Genomic DNA, 19,854 nt, shown 5'->3' on the forward strand with positions numbered 1-19,854 from the left:
GGGAATCGCTGTGCGACGGCTGCGGTAAATGCTGCCTGTCAAAGCTTGAGGACGAGGACACTGGCGAGATCTACTGGACCAGCGTCGGCTGTCGGCTGTTCGACGCCGAGACCTGCCGCTGTTCGGACTACGCCAACCGGCTGGCGCGCGTTCCCGATTGCGTCGGGCTGACGCCGCAGAATGTGCGAACCATCAGTTGGCTGCCCAGTACCTGTGCCTATCGGCTGGTTGCCGAGGGCCGCGACCTCTACTGGTGGCACCGGCTGGTGTCTGGCAGCGCCGAGACCGTGCATGAAGCCGGCATCTCGATGCGCGGCCGGGTCAAAGCGAGTGAAACCGATCTTGCCGAGCCGGAAGACTATTTTGACTATGTGCTGGACGAGGAGCCGTAGGACCAGCGGCGGCGAGCAACAGCCTTACGTTCCACGACTTCCGGCCAATCCGCGGGCTCGGAATAGGGCGCCGAGTCAGGCATTCCGGCCTTCACCAAGGGCTGGGGACGGTGGCGAATGGCCGGAACTTCCTTCTTCCCGCCATATGAACCGGAGATGAACGGCAGGTTCGTAAAGAGTTCAGACAGGCAAGCGCATTCTCCCCCCATCGGTTCACGAGGACGGGCGAAGGCCCGCAAAAAGGAGAGAAGACGATGTTCAACACGATCAAGACGGCAGCCCTTTCGGCCCTGGTCGGTCTCGGCACACTGGCGGCCGTTCCCGCCCACGCCGACAGCCTCTATCTCGGCTTCGGCAACAACAACGACCCGCGTTTCGGCGTCTATACCGGTGACGACGGTTATCGCCATCGCCGTGATGAACGCCGCGGCGACTGGCGCCGTGGCTGTTCGCCGGACCGCGCCCTCGACAAGGCCGAACGCATGGGTCTCCACCGTGTCCGCATCGTCGACGTCAACCGTCGTACGGTGAAGGTGGCGGGCCGCCAGGACGGCGACCGTGTCGTGGTGGTGTTCGCCAATGAGCGCGGCTGCCCGGTTATCTATCGCTGAGGTTCGACAATTAAGGCCGACCCCTCTTTGAGGGTCAGCCTGGCAGCATGATCTTTAGCAAGATCAGCTGGGACTAGCGGAGCCCCTTTCCGTTTGAAGGGTGTGGCTCGAAAAAACCCCGCGGGAGCAATCCCGCGGGGTTTTTCATGCGCGCTATTGGCTGGTGATGCATCGGTGGCTGGGCAAGACCCAGCCACGGATCCTCAGAGCCGCTTACTTCAGTTCGAAGGTGACGGTCACCTGGACATTGTAGGAATTCTCGCCGGCCTGCACGGGAGCCGCGCCACCCGCCGCGGCATCGAAGGCCTTGGCGTTGATCGGCATCGGCGCCGGCGCAATGTTCTGATCTGATATCTCGAGCACCCGGCCGAGGCTGGCGCCTGCGGCCTCGGCCAGCGTCTTGGCCTTGGCCATGGCGTTGGCGACCGCCTTCTTGCGCGCCTCGGTGACCGTGGCTGCCGGGTTGTCATTGGTGAAGGCGATGCCGCCACCCTGGTTGACGCCGAGCGACACCGCCTTGTCGAGGATCTCGCCGGTCTTGTCGACATCGCGCACCCGCACCGAAAGCGTGTTGGTCACCTGATAGGCGACGAGTTCGGCTTCCTGGCTGCCGTCCGGCTTGTTGGTGTAGTTGTAGCGCGGGTTGATCTGGATGCCGGCGGTCTGCAGGTCCCGGTCCTTGATGCCGGCGGACTTCATCGCCGCGATCACGGCGGCCATGGCGTCATTGTTGGCGTCGAGCGCGGCGCGCGCGGTCTTGGCCTCGCGCATGACGCTCAGCGTCAGGACCGCCAGATCGGGGGCCACGGTTGCTTCGCCTTCGCCCGACACGATGATGCGGGGCGGCGTCGGCAGATCGGTGGCTCCAGCCATCGCCGGAAAAGCGATTGCAGCGGCGAGCGCGAGAGGCAAAAGATGTCTGGTCATGAAAATCTCCTTGGTCTGCGATCAAGTCGCAGACGTCGCGTAGAGCGCGATTATGGGTTGATTTGGGCGATCTGGGGAAGCCCGTCGGGAAAGCCTTGTGCCGCGATGCGAAAAACATTAATCCAGCCCGCGTGGGGCCTGTAGCTCAATGGTTAGAGCCGGCGGCTCATAACCGCTTGGTTGGGGGTTCGAGTCCCTCCGGGCCCACCATTACCGTTAGGTCCGTTCCGGACACATAGGTTACGGTTTATACCGGAGACATGGGTAACACTTTTGGCCCGAAGGGGTTTTGGAGTGGTTCGAGCCTGCATGTCTCATCGTCGAAATATCCCAAATCATAGTCCATGAAGCTAGCCAGCCAGATATGGTCCTCGACCTGTTTGATTCCGACGGTCTGGCCGGCAAAGACAAGGCTGAGGTTGATCTTCTTGCGGTTATAGCAGATGCGGCCGCAGGTGGTGACGGTGACGGCCTTGTCGTGAAACGGGTGGTCGAGATCGGGCAAGCCGGTGTAGGGACGCGTTGAGGGCGTGTAGCGCTCGGCCGGGCAGTCCATGTCGAGCGCCTGGTGCGGGCGTTGTGAGTTGAACTCGTCGATGAAGTCATCGAACCTGGCCTGCTGTTGAAGGAAATTGGCGCCGGCCGGTTTGGTGGTCTCCTTCTTGAGGGTGAGGTGCATGCGCTCATGGCGGCCATTCTGCTGCGGACAGCCCGGCTTGATGCGCTCGATGTCGATGCCCAGGCGCAGCCACCAGACCGACAGTTTGCTGAGATTGAACAGCGCGTTGGGGCTGGCGAAGGGAACGCCATTGTCGGTCCTGATCGCGCTGGGCAGGCCGAACTCTTTGAAAACGCTTTCGAACACGGTGAAGGCATAGGCTTCCTTGGTGGTCGAGAGCGCCTCGCAGGCGATGAGATAACGGCTGGCGAAGTCGGTGATGGTCAGCGGATAGCAATAGCGCCGATCGGCGAGCATGAACTCGCCCTTGTAGTCGGCACACCAAAGATCGTTAGGGCGACAGCCGTTTGAAAGTGGTGTCCCCGTCGCCCTGTTGCGCCTGCGCTTGCGGCGCTCGACCATGCCGTGGCGGTCGAGCACGGCATGCACCGTCGAGATCGCGGGCCGGTGCACATCCGGATACAGCCGGGCCAGCCGCTCGCGTATCTTCGGCGCACCCCATGTCGGCTTGTCTTGCTTGAGGCGCACAATCAGCTTCTCGATTTGAAACGGAAGCTGATTGGCGTGGCGATAGGGCCGCCGCGATCGGTCCGTCAGCCCTCCAGGCCGCTGTCGTTGTAGCGCGTGAGGATCTTGTAGCCGGTCTTGCGCGAGATATCGAACTCCCGGCAAAGCACCGCCATCTTCTCGCGTCCAGCAGCCGGGCGACGAACTTCAGCCGCTCTTCCATGACGTTACACTCCTTCCAAGGCACCTTGCTCTCCTTGCAAAGGGCCGAAAGTGTAACCCATCTATCCGGAATGAACTGTCACCCATCTCTCGGGAAGGAAAGTCATGGCCAAGGCAACTGGAAGCCGAATTTTCTTTTAGAGTATGAATCAGCGCCGTCTGCCGAAAAGCGCGTCCACGATCTTCCCTTTTGAAACGACCGTGCAGGGCTGGGGCAGACGGTAGTCGAGCACCGCCCATCCGCGTCAAGTCAGGTAGACCTCCTGCCCGTCGCGGAAGAGGCGTCGCTCGGCTGCCTGTATGGAAAGCGTCCCAACCGAAAATTGCGGCTCCGGAAAATGCCCATGGCGACGTGCCACTGCATGGATACGCGCTGAGAGTTCCCCCAGATCGAACGGCTTGACCAAATAGTCGTCGGCTCCAGCGTTGAAGCCCTCGATGCGATGCGAAATCCGATCGCAGGCTGTCAGAATGATGACCGGTGCCGATTCAAGTTCCTTGATCAGCTCCCGCAGATAGTCGATGCCATTGCCGTCCGGCAGGTGAACGTCGAGCAAAATAAGGTCGTAGCCGACCACAGCTGCATAATCGCGCGCTCCGGACAGGCCCTCGGCCCAGTCGACCGCGTGGCCACCAGCCACCAAATGATCGTGCACAGCACTTCTAAGGTCGTCGTCGTCTTCAATGAGCAGTATTCGCATCAGGCTGCCGAGCTCCGGTATGAGGGCAAGGCTCCTGCCTTATTGATCGAAGCTGACAGTAGGCTGAACCGGCGCCAGCGAATATCTGGGGGCTTTCAGGCTGCTGTCAGCTACAATTGCAAGAAAGGGGTCGTTAACAAAGCCAAACGAAGAGGCCTTATGAAACCCCTCCTGATCTCGGCACTTTTGCTCAATGTGACCACCGGCGGCTGCATCAGCAAATTGATTTGGGAAACAGGCGCGCCGGTTCTAATGACCGACGCAGGCCGAGGTCTGGAGCTGGACCAGCGAACGGCGTCTTCGGTTTTTCAGGCAACAGCCACATGGAAGAATATGATTGGCTCGACCATGCGCCGAGCTTTGTCGAACGGATTGGTCGCGGGCGCACTACCACAGATTATGGCAGGTTTACGCCCTGGCCTTGACACCCGGGGTGATCGTCACCGGCGGAGCCGCGGCGTACTGATCGGATATCTAACGTCGCTGAGTCTCTCGTCGGTGCAGTGGATCTCTCGGCTTAGCCATCATGCAAAAAACGACGGTTCCGCGACACCACTTTTCAGGTCCGTGACACAGGCTTTGTGAGCCGATCTGTTGTTCTTACCCCAGGCTAATGGCTGAACAGCTCTGTCGCCGGCTCGATGCGCCAGATGGCGCGATGTTTTGAACCCTTTCACGAGGCGACGGCAGCAGCCGACCGGCTCTCCTATCGCGGCTCCCGCGATCCACACACCCAACAAGGGAATCTACCATGGTAATGAAGGCACCGGTTGCCGACGCTAGGAATGGGTCGGTAGTAGATCGGCTGGTCGGCATCGACCTCGCTCGGGGCCTGGCTGTCTTCGGGATGTATGCCGCCCATCTCGGTCCCGACCCCGGCGAAGGAGGACTAGTCGGGTTTCTGATGGAACTAACCCATGGGCGGCCGTCGGCCCTGTTTGCCGTATTGGCCGGTTTTTCAATCCTCCTGATTACAGGTCGCAAGGCGCCGAAGTCGGGGATAGCCGGTAGACAGGCCATCGCCAGAGTCGCAATTCGTGCCCTTGTTTTGCTCGCGCTTGGCTCAATCCTGGGCTGCCTCGGTACCCAGGTCGAAGTCATCCTAGAATACTACGGAATTTGCTTCTTGTTGGTATTGCCGCTCCATCGGCTCAGCGCATATCAGCTGGGCTTGATCGCTGCCGCTACGGCATTAGTTCTCCCGCAAGTCCGTTCCTCCCTTCTGTCGGTTGCCCCCAACCTCCTCGACCCGGTCTTCAACCTCATGGTCAACGGCTACTATCCCGCGGTGACCTGGGTTCCTTTCCTCATCGCTGGCATGGCCATCGCGCGCCTTAATCTTAATACGCTAGCAGCGCATTGGCGCCTTGGTCTGGCGGGGGTCGCGCTGGCCGTGTTGGGCCATGGGGGATCCTTGCTCGCGCTGAGTTCCCGCGCTTTGACTGAAACCTCCTTGTGGTGGTCTGACGTTGACGGCGCTTTTGAGCCTTCCAAGTCGTCATTTATAGTCAAGTCGTCATGGATAGCCGCACCTCATAGCGAAACGACGCTTTCGATCGTGGGCAGCACCGGTTGCGCAATGATCATCTTGGCGGCTTGCATGCTCGCTGTGGATGCGCTCCCGCGTCTGCGAAAGCTGGTCTGGCCAATAATCGCAGTCGGCTCGATGTCTTTGACGGCCTATGTGCTGCACATTGCGGGAATAGCCTATCTTATGAAGATAAACATTTTCAAAGACGAGAGCCTGTCCACGCTCTTTGGCTTCGTTGTGGTTATCAGCACTTTTGCGGTGCTTTGGCTGCGCATCTTCCAGCGAGGACCGATGGAAGTGCTGATGGGTAGGGTCGCAGATCTCGCGCGTCACATCCGCTGAGCACCGCCGCGCCCCGGCCTCCCGATCACATTACGGACAAGGTGGGGCTTTGTCCAAAGCTTGTTCGCGGCAGGGGAGGGTACTTCCTCCCAGCCTGCCGCCTTGTTGATGGAAGCTAAAACGGTCGCGCAGGCGCTAGAGTTGCATCGGCATAATCAGCTTAAACTCGCGAAGTTAAACCCGCGGTTGGTCTATCTCGGCCCGCCTCACCTGAAAGGCTAAGGTATCCGTTTCGGTCAAGGGTTTTAGGGGCCATTTTCGCTGCGCCTTGAGGAGAGCGTTTGCTAGGATGAGGAGCTTTCGCAACAAGATGATGACCTTTGCGGGTTTGCCTGCCGCCTTTAGCGCCTGGTATTTTGCCTTGAGGTCGGGGTTGAAGCGCAGGGCGAAGGGCCGGGCATGTAGAGGGCCTGGCGAACATTGGCCCGGCCGCCCCGGATGAAGGCGCGGCCGCTCCATTTTGCCGAGGCCGGCGAGGCTTGCGGCCTTTGGTTCCGAGTTCCGGCATGTCGATGGTGAGTGTGCAGGCGGTGGCATCCGATGCGCCATATGCTGGTCAGGATTTCGCGGCGCTGGACAGCGTCGGGATCGGCTTTCATGAGGGTAAGCATCGTCTGATCGATATCGCTGAGTTCACGTGGATCTGCTTCCAGCCACTCGTTGTTGTGGCGCCTGAGCAAGGCAAGCGGTCAAGGTCTGGCTCTGGTGCTGGCTGCGGTGCGATCCCCGCACGGGCCAGGTGCCGATCGTGTCGACGATCCACCTCGCCGCGACCAGAGAGCTGCTACTCTCTTCCGCTGTTCATTCTGGCCTCTTCGCAATGAATGTCATAAAATCACCTGTCGCAATTAATGGTTTTTGATTTGGCTCCTACAGCTGGCAGATATCGCCGAGAGTTCCGCAGAGAGCGTCGAAAGTTTTGGCCGCCTTCTTCCGCAGCCGCGCCTTGAGTTTTGAGCAGACCTGTCTTGATCGGGTTGAGATCGGGCGAGCATGGCGGCAGGATCAGGAGCCAGTGCCCCTTTGGCCAACCAGTGGGCGGCGCGTACCTTGCCGACAATCTGGGGTTCCGAACCCGACAGTTGGTTTTCAACCCGACAGTGGCCCGCCTCAGAGCAGGCTACCGCCCTTCGGAGCAGGCAGAAGCTAATCGAGGTTCGCGGGTTCCGGTTTGAATGTGCAGGTCGCTGCGCGCCTGATCTTTCGGTCTGGCGGCACATGACAAAAACTCTCATTTTGGCCGACGATACCCGGTCAGGAGCGGGTATCGCAGTCGAGAAGCGACCCGAGCACGTCCACAAGATGTGCCGAGTTTGCAAGGTGTGTCATTGTTTCTGTCAACGTTCGAGCGACAGCGCACGACGAAACGTCTGGCATACGCCTCGTCTGGCACGCGCCTCGCATATGTTGCAGTTGCTGCTGGAGATCAGGCGATCGAGTGGGCCTTGCAATTTTCCGATTTTGATGCGCCTAAAGTCTCGTGTACAAATCAGGCTGGCGTGAATGGCCTGCCTAAGTTGCGACTTATTACAAAGGAATGGATATGGCGACTGGAACGGTGAAGTGGTTCAACAGCACGAAGGGTTTTGGTTTTATTCAGCCTGACAACGGCGGTCAGGATGTCTTTGTCCACATTTCCGCTGTTGAACGAGCGGGCCTGTCGACCCTTAATGAGGGCCAGAAGATCAACTACGAGGTGGAACAGGATCGCCGCACGGGAAAGTCCTCTGCAGGCAGCCTCAGCAAGGCTGGCTAACGGTCCGGGAAAGCCTTGGCAAGGTTCGTCATCGCCGGAACGCATTGACGGCTCGAAACCCGGGCCGGAGCATGCAAGTTAATGCCGCGGCAGGGATTGCTGGAGCCATCATGAATTACTCTGGAAATGAGGCTCTTGGACGGGAAAGGCGGGGCTCATCCCCGCCCTTTGATTCCGCGCAGATTGGGCCAACGGCTGCTGCGCGTCCGAACGACTGTTGATACGGATTTAGGCTGCGACCTTCTTGCGGGTCCGTTTCGCCGGCGCCGTGGCTGGGGCTTCCGGCTCTTTCGGTTTGCGGCCGAGTCCCATGGTCTTGGCCAAGGCGGAGCGCGCAGCGGCGTAATTCGGCGCCACCATGGGATAATCCGACGGCAGACCCCATTTGGCGCGATATTCGTCTGGGGTCAGACCATAGTGCGTCGCCAGATGGCGCTTTAGCGATTTGAATTTCTTGCCGTCTTCAAGGCTAATGATGTAGTCCGGTTCGATCGACTTTTTGATCGGGACAGCAGGTTTTTTTACAGGCACAGGCTCTTCTGCCGGTATGAGTCCAGCCGTGCCGTTTAGAGCCCCGTGCACTTGGGCGATCAGGGCAGGAAGCTCCCCCGCCGGGACGGGGTTGTTGGAGACGTAGGCTGATACAACATCGGCAGTGAGCTCGATGAGGATGTCGGTCTTGTGGGGTTCTTCTGTCATAAACTTCTCCGGGCAGCTTGAAACACAGTTGGGCGAAGTGTCGCTTCATAGTGGCGGTTGCCGCTGAAAGCAAATGGATCGACGGGTGCGCTGCTCCTCCACCATTGAAGTCTCGGCGACGCATCCCGTCATCGTCCATCGCTAAAGGCAGCGTATTGAATTATGGGAGCGGTCGCGCCCGCCCCACCATAGCGATACAGCAAGACAATCAAAAAAGCCGGTCTTTGCTTGGCCCCAAATCTTTTCTCCTTTCGTGAACGCTGAGCTGCCAAGCTGCTACAGTTCACCTCGCGGGGCAACCGTGCACAACACAGGAGTTGCCCGAGCGATACATTCTTCACTTGCCGCTTATCAGCGCTGGTGATTGCACTTTGCAGCCTGCCTCCGGACCCGCAGCGCTCACGCTGTTGGTTTTGCGCCTGCAGGCGTCGGAAGTCGGATCGCCGCAGCTAATTTCCTCAGGCGGACGAATTCAACAAATCGATTGTTTGGATCGAAGGCATCCACACCATCGATGCCTCTAGAATATGATCCAGCTACAATCACCGTGCTGTAATGGCAGGGACGGCCAGCACAAGCGCGACACGATCCGGCGGGTCCATCGCTGCGTTACGTATTCATGGCTACTGCATCGGGCGCTCGGTCGACCGCCTTAAGCCAGGTCGCCGCATTGCGAGACGGTGACCGGCGAGGGAGAGGGCGCTCTGGCAACGAAGCGAGGCGGGTGGCCTTGCGGGTGGCCGCGTGATGTCATCCGGCTCTCCTGCCGATCTCTGCCGGCCAGATCTGGAGCAACTGTTTTGCATAGATATGGCTCTCTTCAGGGGGCCATCTATGATGGGAGCCGAGCGCGTGTTCGAGCCGGGGAACAGGCTGCGCATGCACTGTGCCCACCTATTGCGATCGTGCTAACCTTGGTTGTTCGGACTTGCCGTTAAAGGCAAGCGACAGATTGAAGTTATGCTGCACCATCTGATTGCCTGGCTCGTTTTCGAGAGCTCGCCGATACAGGGCCTGTGCCGCGTCATGCCGCCCCTCAATGTCCAAAATCACGCCCTTCGCATTCAATGCACGTACGTTTCCTGGGGCTGCAACCAAGACGCTGTCGAGCACCTCAACCGCTTCGTGCGGGCGCTTCTGGCCCACCAAGGCATTTGTAAGTCGTATCGCCGCATCAACATTGTCCGGGTGCTGCTTCACCTCATCCCGCAAAGCCCGCTCTTGAACATCCTGACCAACTTCGCGCAAAATGCGTTCGCGCATAGCCGGATCGATTTGATCGGCGCTGAGCAACTCGGGGGAAGATGTCTCCTGCACGGAAAGAGCCGGCTTTTGCCAGCTGGCGCAACCGCCCAAAGGCAGAATGGCGAGTACGGCAAAAAGAAGTGAGTTCCGGCGCAGAAACATAGGCGATGGAGAAACTGTATTACTATTCATGTTATCTCTCAGTTATCGGGGAGGCGCGTGGCGTTCAGTTAGGAAAGGTGGGACTACTCTAACAATCCGCTGTTCGATCCGTGCGGGAGTGTGACGGATCCTGCGGGGCGAATTGTAAAGTCGGAGGCGAGGTCTTGATAAGACAGCACGGCGAGATCAACCCCGTTTCGCGTCAGAAAGCCGCGGACGAAACGTCGGACATCCATCGACGTCAACAGAATAGGGCGGGTTTGACCCGGTTCTGCGTTCGAAAGGACCTGACGTATCTGTGATAGCATCGCTTCGCTTTGCCGATCCTCCAGTGCGAGATAGGGGCCTGCATCCGAATCTCGAACCGCGCCACGCATCACATCCTCGCTCTCGCGCTCGACGACCAGGGCGGACACGATGCCCTCCGTGTTGGCATGGCGGTGGCAGATCTGTCGCTTCAAACCAGAACGGACATATTCCGTCAGCAGGGCAACGTTCTGCTCACGCTCGCTCCATTCGGCCAATGCCTCCAACACGAGACGGGTGTGGCGGATTGGGATACCTTCCTCCAGGAGGCGGCGCAGAACATCGGCAATCCGAGGAATCGGCGTCGTGCGTAGCACCTCTTTCACAAGCTCAGAATATTCCTGCTCCATTCGGCCCAGGAAATGTCGGGTCTCTTGGATGCCCACCAATCGCGGTGCGTAGCGGGTCAACGCTGCATGGACGCGCAAGGCGAGGAGTTCGCCGGGAGCCCTATGCTCCGTGCCGGCGCCCGTAAGGGCCTTTGCAGGGGTATGTTCAACCGGGAGTCTGTCCGTTTTCGGCTCACGTCTAAGGGGGACACCGCTCGAGTCGACGTGCGCTACATCGGCTCGGAGCGCCATCTGGTTTGGATCTAAGGCGTCCTGTTCGACTGGCACGCCCTCGACATCAATTCGGAATTGCGATTCAGGCAGCTGCTCGTCAACCAAGACAGGGATGCGAGGAACGATAATGCCCAGATCGGCTGTGACCAGGAGCGAAACGCGCCCAATATGTTTTTGCAATTCGGCTTGATCGACCGCCTGCATAAGATCTGGCGCTAGAAAAAATGCGATCGGGAATTCCTTCGCAGGCGCGGCTTGCTTAGGCTCCGCTGCAGTTCCACCTTTCGCATCGGCAGTGCCGGCGCCCAGCACATCAGCCTTGACAATGCTTACCGCAGCGAACACTGCGGCCAGCATCAGAAAGACGGGGAGGGGAAACCCAGGAACGAACCCCATTACAACCAGGACGCCGGCCGCCAGTCGCAAGGCTCGAGTGCTGGCCGTGAGCTGACTGACCATTTCTGTACCGAGGTTGATCCTCGCCGTCCCAGTCACACGGGTGACGATGGTCGCCGCAGTAATGGAGAGCAGAAGGGCCGGAATCTGCGATATCAATGCATCGCCTATCGTCAGCAGAGTGTAGTGATGCAGTACCTCGCCGAAGGACATGCCCTTGGAGAGCAGGCCGATCGAAATTCCACCCAGCATGTTGATGCAGATAACCACCAGCCCGGCGATGGAATCGCCCTTCACAAATTTCATCGCGCCGTCCATCGCGCCATAGAGTTGGCTTTCCTTCTCCAATTCGGCGCGCCGCCGGCGGGATTCGTTGGCATCGATGTGGCCGTTGCGTAGCTCTGCGTCGACCGCCATTTGCTTGCCCGGCAGAGCATCCAGCGTGAAACGCGCCGCCACTTCTGCCACCCGTTCGGCACCCTTCGCGAGGACCATGAATTGCACCATGGTGACGACCAGAAATATGACGAAACCCACCACGATATTGCCTGAAATGACGAAATCGCCAAAAGTATGAATAATGCTGCCGGCCTCCCCCTCGGCCAGGATCAGTCGCGTCGTTGCGACCGTGAGCGCGAGACGGAATACAGTGGAAATCAAAATAACGCCGGGCAAAGAGGAAAAATCAAGTGGAGTACTGACATACAGGGCAACCATCATCAGCAGTATGGCCAACCCCATATTGAATCCTATCAGGGCGTCGACCACCACGACCGGGATAGGCATGACCATCATCGCGACAGCCAGAAGCAGCATCAACGCAACCATTAAATCCGGGCTGGCCGGCGCACGCTTGATGAAGTCACGCAGGACGTTGGCCATCGAGACACCTTTGCAATCGGTTGAGACTTACTCTGCTGTTACGCCATGAAACGTGGCTTTCGAACTCCGAAGGCGCCTCAGCCTTGGCCAGCGCGTGACCCTGCATGAGAGCCACAAGCAGGCGCGAAATGGCTGGGCAGCAAATGTTTCCAACGCAGCCAGCTTGTCAGCACCGAGCGCGACAGGATGTTTGGCTGGCCATAGAGTGCTGCTTGATGGGGCCTGCGAGCTTTCAATATTGGAGAGCAGCAATGCGGCCATTCCTGCTCAGCAGCACACGGCTGTCCTCAATACGTTCGACCACCCATCCATCAGCCAAAATGGCGCCGACAAAATACTTCTCGCTGTCGATGACAATATATGGTTGGACCCCATGCCACACAGCTTCGACCGCGATTGCGGATGGCGCCTTCTCCTCTTTGATGAGCACTCCGTTCACCAGTGTTAGAGTACCCTTGGTGCGACGATCGAACGATTGCTGAAGCTTCTGCCAACTGATGACCGATTCAGACGTGACGGTGCCTTCGGCGGTCACAACACCCTTTGCCGACCCAATCTTGACGTCGAGAAGACCCGCTCGATCGACTTCCTCCTGCAGCTCTTGGGCCGCTGCCTCCGTAAGTTCATTGTCAGCGCGGTGACTGATCGTTCTGGACGCGACTTCAGCCCGAAGTGAATTGGGGCTCGATCCACTTGCATTGCCAAGATAGGAGATCGTGCCTGAAAGCGCGCCGATCCCGAGTGAGCTGATTATGACCATGGCGAGCACACCGATCGGTAGGCGCGGTATGCCGGTCGAACCAGGCGGCTCTGCATCCTGCACGGACAAAGCAATGGACATCTCGCCTACGAGCAGGACGACAGGAAGGGGCACAACAACGGACTGGCCTGCGGCGATATTCCGGTTGCCCTCGATACTGAGTCCGGGTGCAAGCGCCTCCAGTTCGATCGACTTGCCAAGAAGAGTTACACGAAGGTGATGCGGTGCCAGTCCCTGCTCGACAAAGACCAAATCGGCATCGAAGCCGCTGCCGATTAAACACTTTTGAAGATCCGTCTTGCCGGTCAGACCGCAATAGTGCCCCGAACGCACTTCGAAACGGAGGGAAACGGCGTCATCCACAGAGCATCTCTCAAACAGGATAGAAGCCGCATGGCAATTGCCATGCGGCTCATTTCGGGACTACGTCGCGTCAATAAGGAGACGCGCTAGGGGGCAGTCTAAAACCCGCTTCCGACATTACGAAACGCGTTCGTCGGCGGCCTTCTTGATGGTCTGGAGATTGGTCGTTAGAGTGCGCAACTGGACACTCCTTTTCGTCGCCTCCAAGCTAACATTGGTTAGTTCCTGCACTTGCGCCTGAAAAGCAGTAGCATCAGCTCCGCTTGTATTGCCGGGAGTGCCACTGTTAGTTTTATCGGTATTGCCGGCGCTACTGGTATTGGTATTGCCTGATTTTTTATTATTATCAACTGCAGCCATGATCATTCCTTTTTCTGTTGGAGTTGTGCCGTCAATAACGGCCTGTATGACCTCACGCCGGATTTCCCGCGTCAGGCATCTTCTGTGTCATCCAAAGCTTCATCGGCCTCAGCCATCGCATCGTTCGCGAATTGGAACGCGAACGATCGCAGGATACTTTGGAAGGCTTCACTTTGTGCTGCAGACTGTGAGTTGTCTTGAAGTTGATCATTTGAAACGGTCCGGTTATCCGCCCGATCGTTCCCGCCAGCTGCCTTGCCATCATTCCCACCAGCTGGCTTGCCATCATTGCCATCAGCCGGCTTGCCATCACCAGAATGCTCGGATTTCGAATCCCCATGGCCCTTTCGGATCAAGGAAGTCCCGAGGTTGCCAACTCCACTCCCAATTGCTGCTATCATCAGGTACTCCGGCATTTGCCATTGGCGGCGACGTGTTAAAGGTTAGCCTCGATCAAGCTAAGGGCGGGAGCTTTCGAGAACCTGACGGCTTTTGACAAAAACCGGCCAGCGCAAAAACGTATGCTCTGCAGGATGTTGCTCTCGCATCGAACAGTCGACCACGATCTCGGCTGTTCGGCCAATCCCGCCGTCCACGCATGCCGCGACCGAATGGCAGCCGCAGCAGCTCGTTTGCATCCTCGATGCTGTGGTGTCGAACAGGAGACACGGTCCACGTGCTGCATGACCGCAATGACCGTATTCTTGCTGGCTCCACGGGCGCACGCAACGAGCAGGAACTCGGTCTTTGCATCACCATTCTCTCGCCTGCACATCACGGCCCGGCGCGGTGAGCTCATTGGCTTCGAGAAGGTCGGCGACCGTACGAACATGGGATGGTCTGCCGGCTTTGGGAGGCCGGTGCGGATCCTCTTCTCACCATATCGAAAGCTTGAAGCGGTCGGATTTTCTTGCCCTGTTCGTGAGAACTCCCATCGTCAGCTAATCGTCAGCCAAGCGGTCTATCTAGGCCGGCCGTGCCTGACCTTCGGATCCAAAGGTCCCGTCTCGACACTTTTTGTAACTATAGATCGAAATGGTCCGCGTGATACGCAACGCACACGCTTCTCTGAAGCAAATGTGTGACTTTGTCGGTGGCGAACGAGAGGAGTGACGCATCAATAAAATCGTCAGGCACGTGTCTAGGAAGGGGAGCTAGCCGAGTTGGTCTGATTTCATTCGCTGTTCCTGGAAATCGGCGGACTGAAGCGCTGATAATCTCAGGACATCGATGGCAACGTTGCGAAAGTCCTGTGAGCTCGGGCCAATCTTGGCCTGCTACTGAGAAGCACTTTGGCGGGAACATTACGCCGTCGCGGGTCTGGCTGACCGTGACGTTAACCGAAAGATGCCGCTGGTCTCGTCAGCCGCCAGCACAATAGCAGCACATTCTCGCCTACTACGGAGACGCAATATGAAGGGCATTGGCCGACCACGGAAATCGCAGGCTGAAACTGGAGCCAGCCGCGCGGGGCGGGCGAGCAGTTCCCTTTCGCAATCAAGTCTTGCTGCGGGAGAAGGTGGACAGTCATTCGATTCCGTTGTGGAGCAGATGCGCTCTGGGGACGCCGATAGGAGGCCCTCCTCCCTTCCAGTTGCGCGCGGTCCAGGCGATGCCCGCGAAAGTCTGCCAGGCGCCTCGATTGGCGAAGATCAAATCCTGAACACACCGCCACGTGGAGCCGCTGCGCCACCACGCGGAACCGTAGCGCCACGTGGCGCAGCCGCAAGGCGGCGCGGTTCTCCCTCCATGTCTGAGGGCGAAGCCATGGCGCCGGTCGGTAGCCAACTATCAACCGCGCAGGTGGAAGGCACCAGCTCATCGTCAAATAAAGATATCAGTCCGACACAGCTCAGAATGAACAGTCTTGTTCAACAACTGACTGATTGCGAGGCTGCGGCCAGGAAAACCGACGTCCCCGAGGAGGCGGTGGAGCTGATCAGTGGGGTCGTCGATGCAGCCTCAGCAATTCTGGAGTACCGCGCTAGCCTGCCTGCGGCTGAGGCGCAGACAATTATGCCAGACGACAAGGTGCGTAGATGTTGCCAGATCGTGTGCGACGCCGCGAATGAAGTAGACAAACTTGGCCTGTCGACGATCACGAAATTGGACAAAAAGACCAAGAAAGCGGCAGGTATGGTCGATAAACTCTACTCCTACTCCCAGGCGGACCGGCAGGAGCTGTTGATTTTAAATGTGGAGAACCACCATACGGCGGCAATTAAGTGGTGGGAAAAAAAGGCATGGCGCTCCGAACGGCAGCGATCCGCCTGCGCTGCCACCGCTAGCCTATCCAGTGGAACGCCCGTGATGCGGGAAGCCGAGCGGTGCGCACTGCGGCTGCGTGCCGGCTCGGTACTGAGTGTCAGGATCTGGCTGGTCCGTGAGCGGATCGGTCTTGCGCGGGCCAAGATTGAACTGCGGGCGAGCAGGTTCGAGCCAGATTTGAAGGAACTCCTCGTCGGTCGAAATGGAGTGGTGCAGCTGATGGCAAGCGCCGCTCAAGAAGCTCTTCGCGCCCTCTCTTTGGCGAAGGGCATAATGGATGATGGCAAAACACTCAACGCTCATGATTGCGCGGTTGTAGAAAAAATCATGGAGCGGCTTTCGGATTTTGGATTGGCGTTGCACGAGGTGCATACCAAGCTAAGCCATACCTACCCAGATGCCGGCCTCCCATTGAAACTGTTCGAACGGATCGTGGACGATGCATGGATCACTGCGCACGATGCCATGCACTTGTTGAACCTGCAGTCTCCGCCGTCAGCCATCATGGCGCCACAGGCCCAGGCGGGCGCTGCGATGCCGGCCAGGGCAGGCGCTGCGATACCGGCTGACACTGCTGGTACGGCTGCAGTGTCAGAAGGCACTACAGCGCGAAGGAAAGGGAAGTCAAAGCATAAGTCGGCAGCTCGCGCCGGGACTTCTGCCGCCGGGCAGCCATCAACACCAGTCGCTGCGAACGCCGGCACAGTGCCAGCAGCCAAGGTTCTCGCGCGCTCGGATCAAGTTGCGAGTACACAGGTGAGAGCGCAAGAGGTGGCTGCGAGTTCGTCGGGGGCAGGCTCGACAATCGGGGGCGCCGCGTTGTCAATGGAGGTATTGACGGAGCGGCTCAAACGATTGGACGAACTTTTGCAGTTCGATCTGGCCGGTCAGCAAAGCGTCGTCTCCCAAGTGCGCCAGATGAAGCCTGAGGAGGCCGGTAAGGTCGTGGACGATGTGGCCCAGTACCTGCGAGCCCAGGCCATTGAGATGCAAACCTGTCTCGCCGGGTTGCAGGGGCGTAATGTACGCCTGCTACTCACCTCCACCCAGCTACCCAAAGTGCACGAACGCACAGACCAGCTCAAAGGGTTGCTGAACATGGTGCTGGGACAGGCCAACGCATTGAATGAAGGAAAAGCCGGCATTACGACTGATTGCATGAAGACCTACGCATTTCCGGCGCAAAAATACCTGGAACATTTGTGCAATGCCGACGAATTGATGCCGCCGGAGGCACCGGTCGCGCTGCGTGGCGAGCCAGGAAAGCTGTTTGAGATGAAGCTGCAGCCCAAGATGCTGGTCAATGGTGCGATGCCGAGCCCGATGTGGGTGCACATCCACACGAGTCGCCCCGTCATGGCCAGAAACTTGGAAGGGCTGGCTGATTCCGAATTCACCGCTTGCCACGTTAAATCCAACGAACAGCGCGGCTACAATCGAGAGCGAGAGGAAGCCGATGCTAGGTCCGGTCGCGAGAAGGTCATAATTCATCGCGGCAAACTCACCCCCGCTTTCTGTAAGTCCTTGTTGACCTCAGGGCTTGGCCGCCAACCACGCCATTCGCGTGCCGAGCTCCCGTCGGCGCAGGCTGCATGACAGGGCACTCAGAATGCGGCCGGCCACGCTGTGAGTCAGCGAGCATTTCTCCTGGCCAAACCGCGAATGCCGCTGCGCGAGTTGCGGTCCGGCGATTGGAGTCGATCGGCTACCGTCAGGGCCGATTTGCGATGTCGCGTTACCGGCTGTTGACGTGGCGGCGTATCTTGCCTCCCATCCAACTTATCGCCGAGATCGCGCCGCCAAGATCGAGGCGGAAGGTCTTCCTGCGAGCGCGGAGCAGGCATAGCCGATCCGATCGGGATCGGCGCATCGCAACGACCCAACGGTGTGGTGGAGAAAATTGGATTCGGGAGAGCTCGGTTCCAAGAGGCGGAGTTCCGGCCCGAATACAATCCGCTCGCAAGCACCCACGATGCGCATCCGCAGTTTATTGTCTGGGAGATGGGCTGGATTGCTCGGCGGCGCTGGCGCTAAGGCGGGGCTGTCGCCGGACAATTAGCATTCACTGCCAACAGCCTTGCAACCGTCACCAGTTGCAAGGCTCGGCGGCGGGTCGACAAATCACATGAAATCGTCGTCGGACCCGCTATCGCTGCTGTCGCTATCCTCGGTTTTGTGGAGATAGAGTGGAGGTTTGCCTGCACGCTGCCACTCACCGGCACTGTTCTTCGTCCATTTGTCGGGATGCTGCGTAGGGTCAAGCACCAGGTCGCCATGATCCACTTCAACAAACCCCATCGTCTGCGCGCGCGCTTGTGCTTCCGGATTAGCCGCACGCCAATTCAGCAACGGTCGGTCGCCGTCTATCCGAAGTTGATGCTCCAGCAGAATATCGCCCGCATTTTCGACGAGCGGATGGGCGACTTGAAGATCCACTATGGAAGTGACCTCAGTTCGACCAGGAAATTGTTCCCGCCAACTTTCCGATTCGAACTCGTTCATGCTGAATCCGCCTTCCATTCTCAGCAGTCCGGCACTCCGGTCTCCCAATTGGTAACTGAAATATCGCGCGTGCTCCGTATCTCGACGGATGCCATATTGCTGAGCAACGTCCGCGGTGCGCCTGGCTCGTGACGATACGAACTCCGAATACTCTTGAGGATTGTCGGCGATGTGCGTGATTTCATCACCATGAAATTGCCTCACCTGTCTCCTGAAGGAAGTCCTGTTGATCTCCACCACAGGAGGTCGGGAATTGAGGGAGTATGCTTGGGGAGCCGCCGATGATGAGGCGCCGCTACCTTCCGATCCGGATAAGTGCATTCGGGCAAATGTGTCCGCGAACCCTTCGCTTCCTGCATCCGATTGCTCGCCGGCATTATGCGCGCGGTAACTATCGGATGAGCCACCAATTCGACCATACATGACGATTCGTACTCCTATGTTTCGCAACCGAGCTCAAGTTAGCACGGCTGTTCAACATAGGGCGCTTAGTTGACGACTAGCTGACGAGGGCATTCCAACGGCTGCACCAATCAAATCCGCACTGCCGGCCTCAAAACCTCGGACTGCGCCACGCACCGGCCAGCAGAGGCTGCAAGGTCATGCCCGGAGGACTTGCCGTAGTTGCTGGGTGGCAGATCCGAGGGGAGTGATTGCCCCAGGCCCGCGGTTGCGCGGTTGGCCTGACAGAGACACTGGGGCACGGATGGCCAGCCGACATTTGCCACTAGCATGGAGCCAGGTCAGTTTTGAACTGGGCAGTCGTGGACTTCCATGACTAGGCCAAGCCTGCGGCAAAGAATGCTTTCGCGACAGGCTGGAAATATTGCATAGGAACCGCGTGGCCGAGTTTTGTAGTGCCTATCAGCTGACGCGCTAAGACATGGTCATGGACGATCGTCAGGCGTAGTGCCCGCGCCTCGCTCAACACATGTGAAACGCGCTCACCTTCGGCACGGCAAACTAAGAACGGCACCCCGGTTTCACCGCGAACGTAACGCAGACCGATCAGGACCGCCCTTCCTGTTAAGACCAGCGTGGCGCGATGCACGCCAAGCGCAGGCTCGTCGGCCGCCTCCTCGCGGATGCGACGCTGTTCACCTTTCAACTCTGGCGCTCCTTGCTGATCCTTCGACTCGCGCGTCACTTCGGTATTGGTCATGCGCATTTCGCGCAGATACAACGCGCGCTGGAGCAGAAGATCGATCAGTCCGCCGACCAGCAGTGCGCCGGCGCCAATTCCCATCAGCAATTTTGTCTCCATAAAGATGAGGCCAACACAGCCCATGCCGCAGATCGGCAGAGGGACCATTGTCTTCCACATCCCGAGAAGGACAATGGAAAAGGTTGCGCTGAGAACCAATACCTTGAACATGGTCTTGCAGACTTCGACCATGGAACGAGCAGACCCCAAGCGCTTCAGCCCTTCAAAGGGGTCAATTTTCTTAAAGCTGAGCTTCATCGGCTCCAGAGAGAAGACAAATCCACCATTGGCTAGCAGGCTGGCCAAAATCACCGCGGCGACAAGGGTTCCAAGCAGCGGGCCAACAGCCGCGACTGTGAGTTGGACGAGCACAACCAATGCCTGCGGCACCGCGGTATCGAAAGGTAGGCTCTGCAACTTGGTGGCTAATAGGAGCGCTTCCCGGCATTTGTCCTCGATCACGCTGCCTCTTAGCC

General features: G+C 58.5%; 16 protein-coding genes, 1 tRNA gene and 1 pseudogene. 7 read left to right on the plus strand and 11 right to left on the minus strand.

What is annotated here, in order from left to right; genetic code table 11:
- The coding region (locus tag EN879_RS03430) for a YcgN family cysteine cluster protein (protein ID WP_127273948.1) at window positions 1-392 on the plus strand (392 nt) is incomplete at its 5' end.
- Between the two features lie 254 nt (window positions 393-646).
- Window positions 647-1,003, plus strand: a complete 357-nt coding sequence (locus tag EN879_RS03435; protein WP_013530174.1) for a hypothetical protein — start codon at window positions 647-649, stop codon at window positions 1,001-1,003.
- 213 nt (window positions 1,004-1,216) lie between these two features.
- On the opposite strand, the gene EN879_RS03440 is transcribed toward EN879_RS03435, so the two are convergent.
- Entirely contained in the window at window positions 1,217-1,930 is a 714-nt protein-coding gene (locus EN879_RS03440; protein WP_013530175.1) for an SIMPL domain-containing protein, read from the minus strand.
- A 134-nt stretch (window positions 1,931-2,064) separates the two neighbouring features.
- Here EN879_RS03440 and EN879_RS03445 point away from each other — a divergent pair.
- Window positions 2,065-2,140: transfer RNA gene (locus EN879_RS03445), tRNA-Ile, on the plus strand.
- A gap of 37 nt (window positions 2,141-2,177) precedes the next feature.
- On the opposite strand, the pseudogene EN879_RS03450 reads toward EN879_RS03445, so the two are convergent.
- Together EN879_RS03450 and EN879_RS03455 are read right to left on the minus strand one after the other, a co-directional pair.
- Window positions 2,178-3,339 (minus strand): annotated as a pseudogene (locus EN879_RS03450) (IS481 family transposase).
- Between the two features lie 244 nt (window positions 3,340-3,583).
- Entirely contained in the window at window positions 3,584-4,039 is a 456-nt protein-coding gene (locus tag EN879_RS03455; protein WP_245493789.1) for a response regulator transcription factor, read from the minus strand.
- On the opposite strand from EN879_RS03455, the gene EN879_RS39330 reads away from it, so the two are divergent.
- The 3 genes from EN879_RS39330 to EN879_RS03465 all read left to right on the plus strand — a co-directional run bounded on the left by EN879_RS39330 (window position 3,983) and on the right by EN879_RS03465 (window position 7,668).
- The gene (locus tag EN879_RS39330; RefSeq protein WP_206520919.1) at window positions 3,983-4,624 is read left to right on the plus strand and encodes a hypothetical protein; all 642 of its coding nucleotides are present in this window, start codon (window positions 3,983-3,985) and stop codon (window positions 4,622-4,624) included. The genes EN879_RS03455 and EN879_RS39330 overlap by 57 nt on opposite strands.
- A 166-nt stretch (window positions 4,625-4,790) precedes the next feature.
- The gene (locus EN879_RS03460) at window positions 4,791-5,912 is read left to right on the plus strand and encodes a DUF418 domain-containing protein (RefSeq protein ID WP_063169274.1); all 1,122 of its coding nucleotides are present in this window, start codon (window positions 4,791-4,793) and stop codon (window positions 5,910-5,912) included.
- 1,543 nt (window positions 5,913-7,455) lie between these two features.
- Window positions 7,456-7,668: a cold-shock protein gene (locus EN879_RS03465; protein ID WP_008874821.1), complete on the plus strand. Its 213-nt coding sequence runs from the start codon at window positions 7,456-7,458 to the stop codon at window positions 7,666-7,668.
- 228 nt (window positions 7,669-7,896) lie between these two features.
- Here the strand turns inward: EN879_RS03465 and EN879_RS03470 are convergent, their stop codons facing one another.
- The 6 genes from EN879_RS03470 to EN879_RS03495 form a co-directional block, all read right to left on the minus strand.
- A complete protein-coding gene (locus EN879_RS03470; RefSeq protein ID WP_024505385.1) occupies window positions 7,897-8,367 on the minus strand; it encodes a MucR family transcriptional regulator in 471 nt (156 codons plus the stop codon).
- A gap of 894 nt (window positions 8,368-9,261) precedes the next feature.
- A complete protein-coding gene (locus tag EN879_RS03475) occupies window positions 9,262-9,804 on the minus strand; it encodes a tetratricopeptide repeat protein (RefSeq protein WP_082826568.1) in 543 nt (180 codons plus the stop codon).
- 53 nt (window positions 9,805-9,857) lie between these two features.
- Window positions 9,858-11,921, minus strand: a complete 2,064-nt coding sequence (sctV, locus tag EN879_RS03480; RefSeq protein WP_063169272.1) for a type III secretion system export apparatus subunit SctV — start codon at window positions 11,919-11,921, stop codon at window positions 9,858-9,860.
- 232 nt (window positions 11,922-12,153) lie between these two features.
- The gene (locus tag EN879_RS03485) at window positions 12,154-13,044 is read right to left on the minus strand and encodes a hypothetical protein (protein ID WP_024505382.1); all 891 of its coding nucleotides are present in this window, start codon (window positions 13,042-13,044) and stop codon (window positions 12,154-12,156) included.
- 117 nt (window positions 13,045-13,161) lie between these two features.
- Window positions 13,162-13,404 carry a nodulation protein NopA gene (locus tag EN879_RS39715; protein ID WP_224570034.1) on the minus strand — a complete coding sequence of 81 codons (243 nt, stop codon included), beginning with the start codon at window positions 13,402-13,404 and terminating at the stop codon, window positions 13,162-13,164.
- Between the two features lie 71 nt (window positions 13,405-13,475).
- Window positions 13,476-13,805 (minus strand): hypothetical protein, encoded by a 330-nt coding sequence (locus EN879_RS03495; RefSeq protein WP_081714433.1) that lies wholly within the window; start codon window positions 13,803-13,805, stop codon window positions 13,476-13,478.
- Window positions 13,806-15,153: 1,348 nt separating this feature from the next.
- On the opposite strand from EN879_RS03495, the gene EN879_RS03500 reads away from it, so the two are divergent.
- Window positions 15,154-17,268: a hypothetical protein gene (locus tag EN879_RS03500; RefSeq protein ID WP_224570035.1), complete on the plus strand. Its 2,115-nt coding sequence runs from the start codon at window positions 15,154-15,156 to the stop codon at window positions 17,266-17,268.
- A gap of 525 nt (window positions 17,269-17,793) precedes the next feature.
- Here EN879_RS03500 and EN879_RS03505 read toward each other — a convergent pair.
- Together EN879_RS03505 and EN879_RS03510 are read right to left on the minus strand one after the other, a co-directional pair.
- A complete protein-coding gene (locus EN879_RS03505; RefSeq protein WP_024505378.1) occupies window positions 17,794-18,597 on the minus strand; it encodes a hypothetical protein in 804 nt (267 codons plus the stop codon).
- Between the two features lie 355 nt (window positions 18,598-18,952).
- A partial coding sequence (locus tag EN879_RS03510) for an EscU/YscU/HrcU family type III secretion system export apparatus switch protein (RefSeq protein ID WP_127273949.1) occupies window positions 18,953-19,854 on the minus strand: 902 nt, incomplete at its 5' end.

The organism is Mesorhizobium sp. M7A.F.Ca.AU.002.02.1.1 (assembly GCF_003998535.1).
In the GTDB taxonomy this organism is placed as follows: Bacteria; Pseudomonadota; Alphaproteobacteria; order Rhizobiales; family Rhizobiaceae; genus Mesorhizobium; species Mesorhizobium ciceri.

Bases quoted from the DNA above. Each gene is read 5' to 3' on its own strand.
- EN879_RS03435 (WP_013530174.1), top strand. From the start codon at position 647: ATGTTCAACACGATCAAGACGGCAGCCCTTTCGGCCCTGGTCGGTCTC.
- EN879_RS03440 (WP_013530175.1), bottom strand. From the start codon at position 1,930: ATGACCAGACATCTTTTGCCTCTCGCGCTCGCCGCTGCAATCGCTTTT.
- EN879_RS39330 (WP_206520919.1), top strand. From the start codon at position 3,983: ATGATCGTGCACAGCACTTCTAAGGTCGTCGTCGTCTTCAATGAGCAG.
- EN879_RS03455 (WP_245493789.1), bottom strand. From the start codon at position 4,039: ATGCGAATACTGCTCATTGAAGACGACGACGACCTTAGAAGTGCTGTG.
- EN879_RS03460 (WP_063169274.1), top strand. From the start codon at position 4,791: ATGGTAATGAAGGCACCGGTTGCCGACGCTAGGAATGGGTCGGTAGTA.
- EN879_RS03465 (WP_008874821.1), top strand. From the start codon at position 7,456: ATGGCGACTGGAACGGTGAAGTGGTTCAACAGCACGAAGGGTTTTGGT.
- EN879_RS03470 (WP_024505385.1), bottom strand. From the start codon at position 8,367: ATGACAGAAGAACCCCACAAGACCGACATCCTCATCGAGCTCACTGCC.
- EN879_RS03475 (WP_082826568.1), bottom strand. From the start codon at position 9,804: ATGAATAGTAATACAGTTTCTCCATCGCCTATGTTTCTGCGCCGGAAC.
- sctV (WP_063169272.1), bottom strand. From the start codon at position 11,921: ATGGCCAACGTCCTGCGTGACTTCATCAAGCGTGCGCCGGCCAGCCCG.
- EN879_RS39715 (WP_224570034.1), bottom strand. From the start codon at position 13,404: ATGGCTGCAGTTGATAATAATAAAAAATCAGGCAATACCAATACCAGT.
- EN879_RS03495 (WP_081714433.1), bottom strand. From the start codon at position 13,805: ATGATAGCAGCAATTGGGAGTGGAGTTGGCAACCTCGGGACTTCCTTG.
- EN879_RS03500 (WP_224570035.1), top strand. From the start codon at position 15,154: ATGTCTGAGGGCGAAGCCATGGCGCCGGTCGGTAGCCAACTATCAACC.
- EN879_RS03505 (WP_024505378.1), bottom strand. From the start codon at position 18,597: ATGTATGGTCGAATTGGTGGCTCATCCGATAGTTACCGCGCGCATAAT.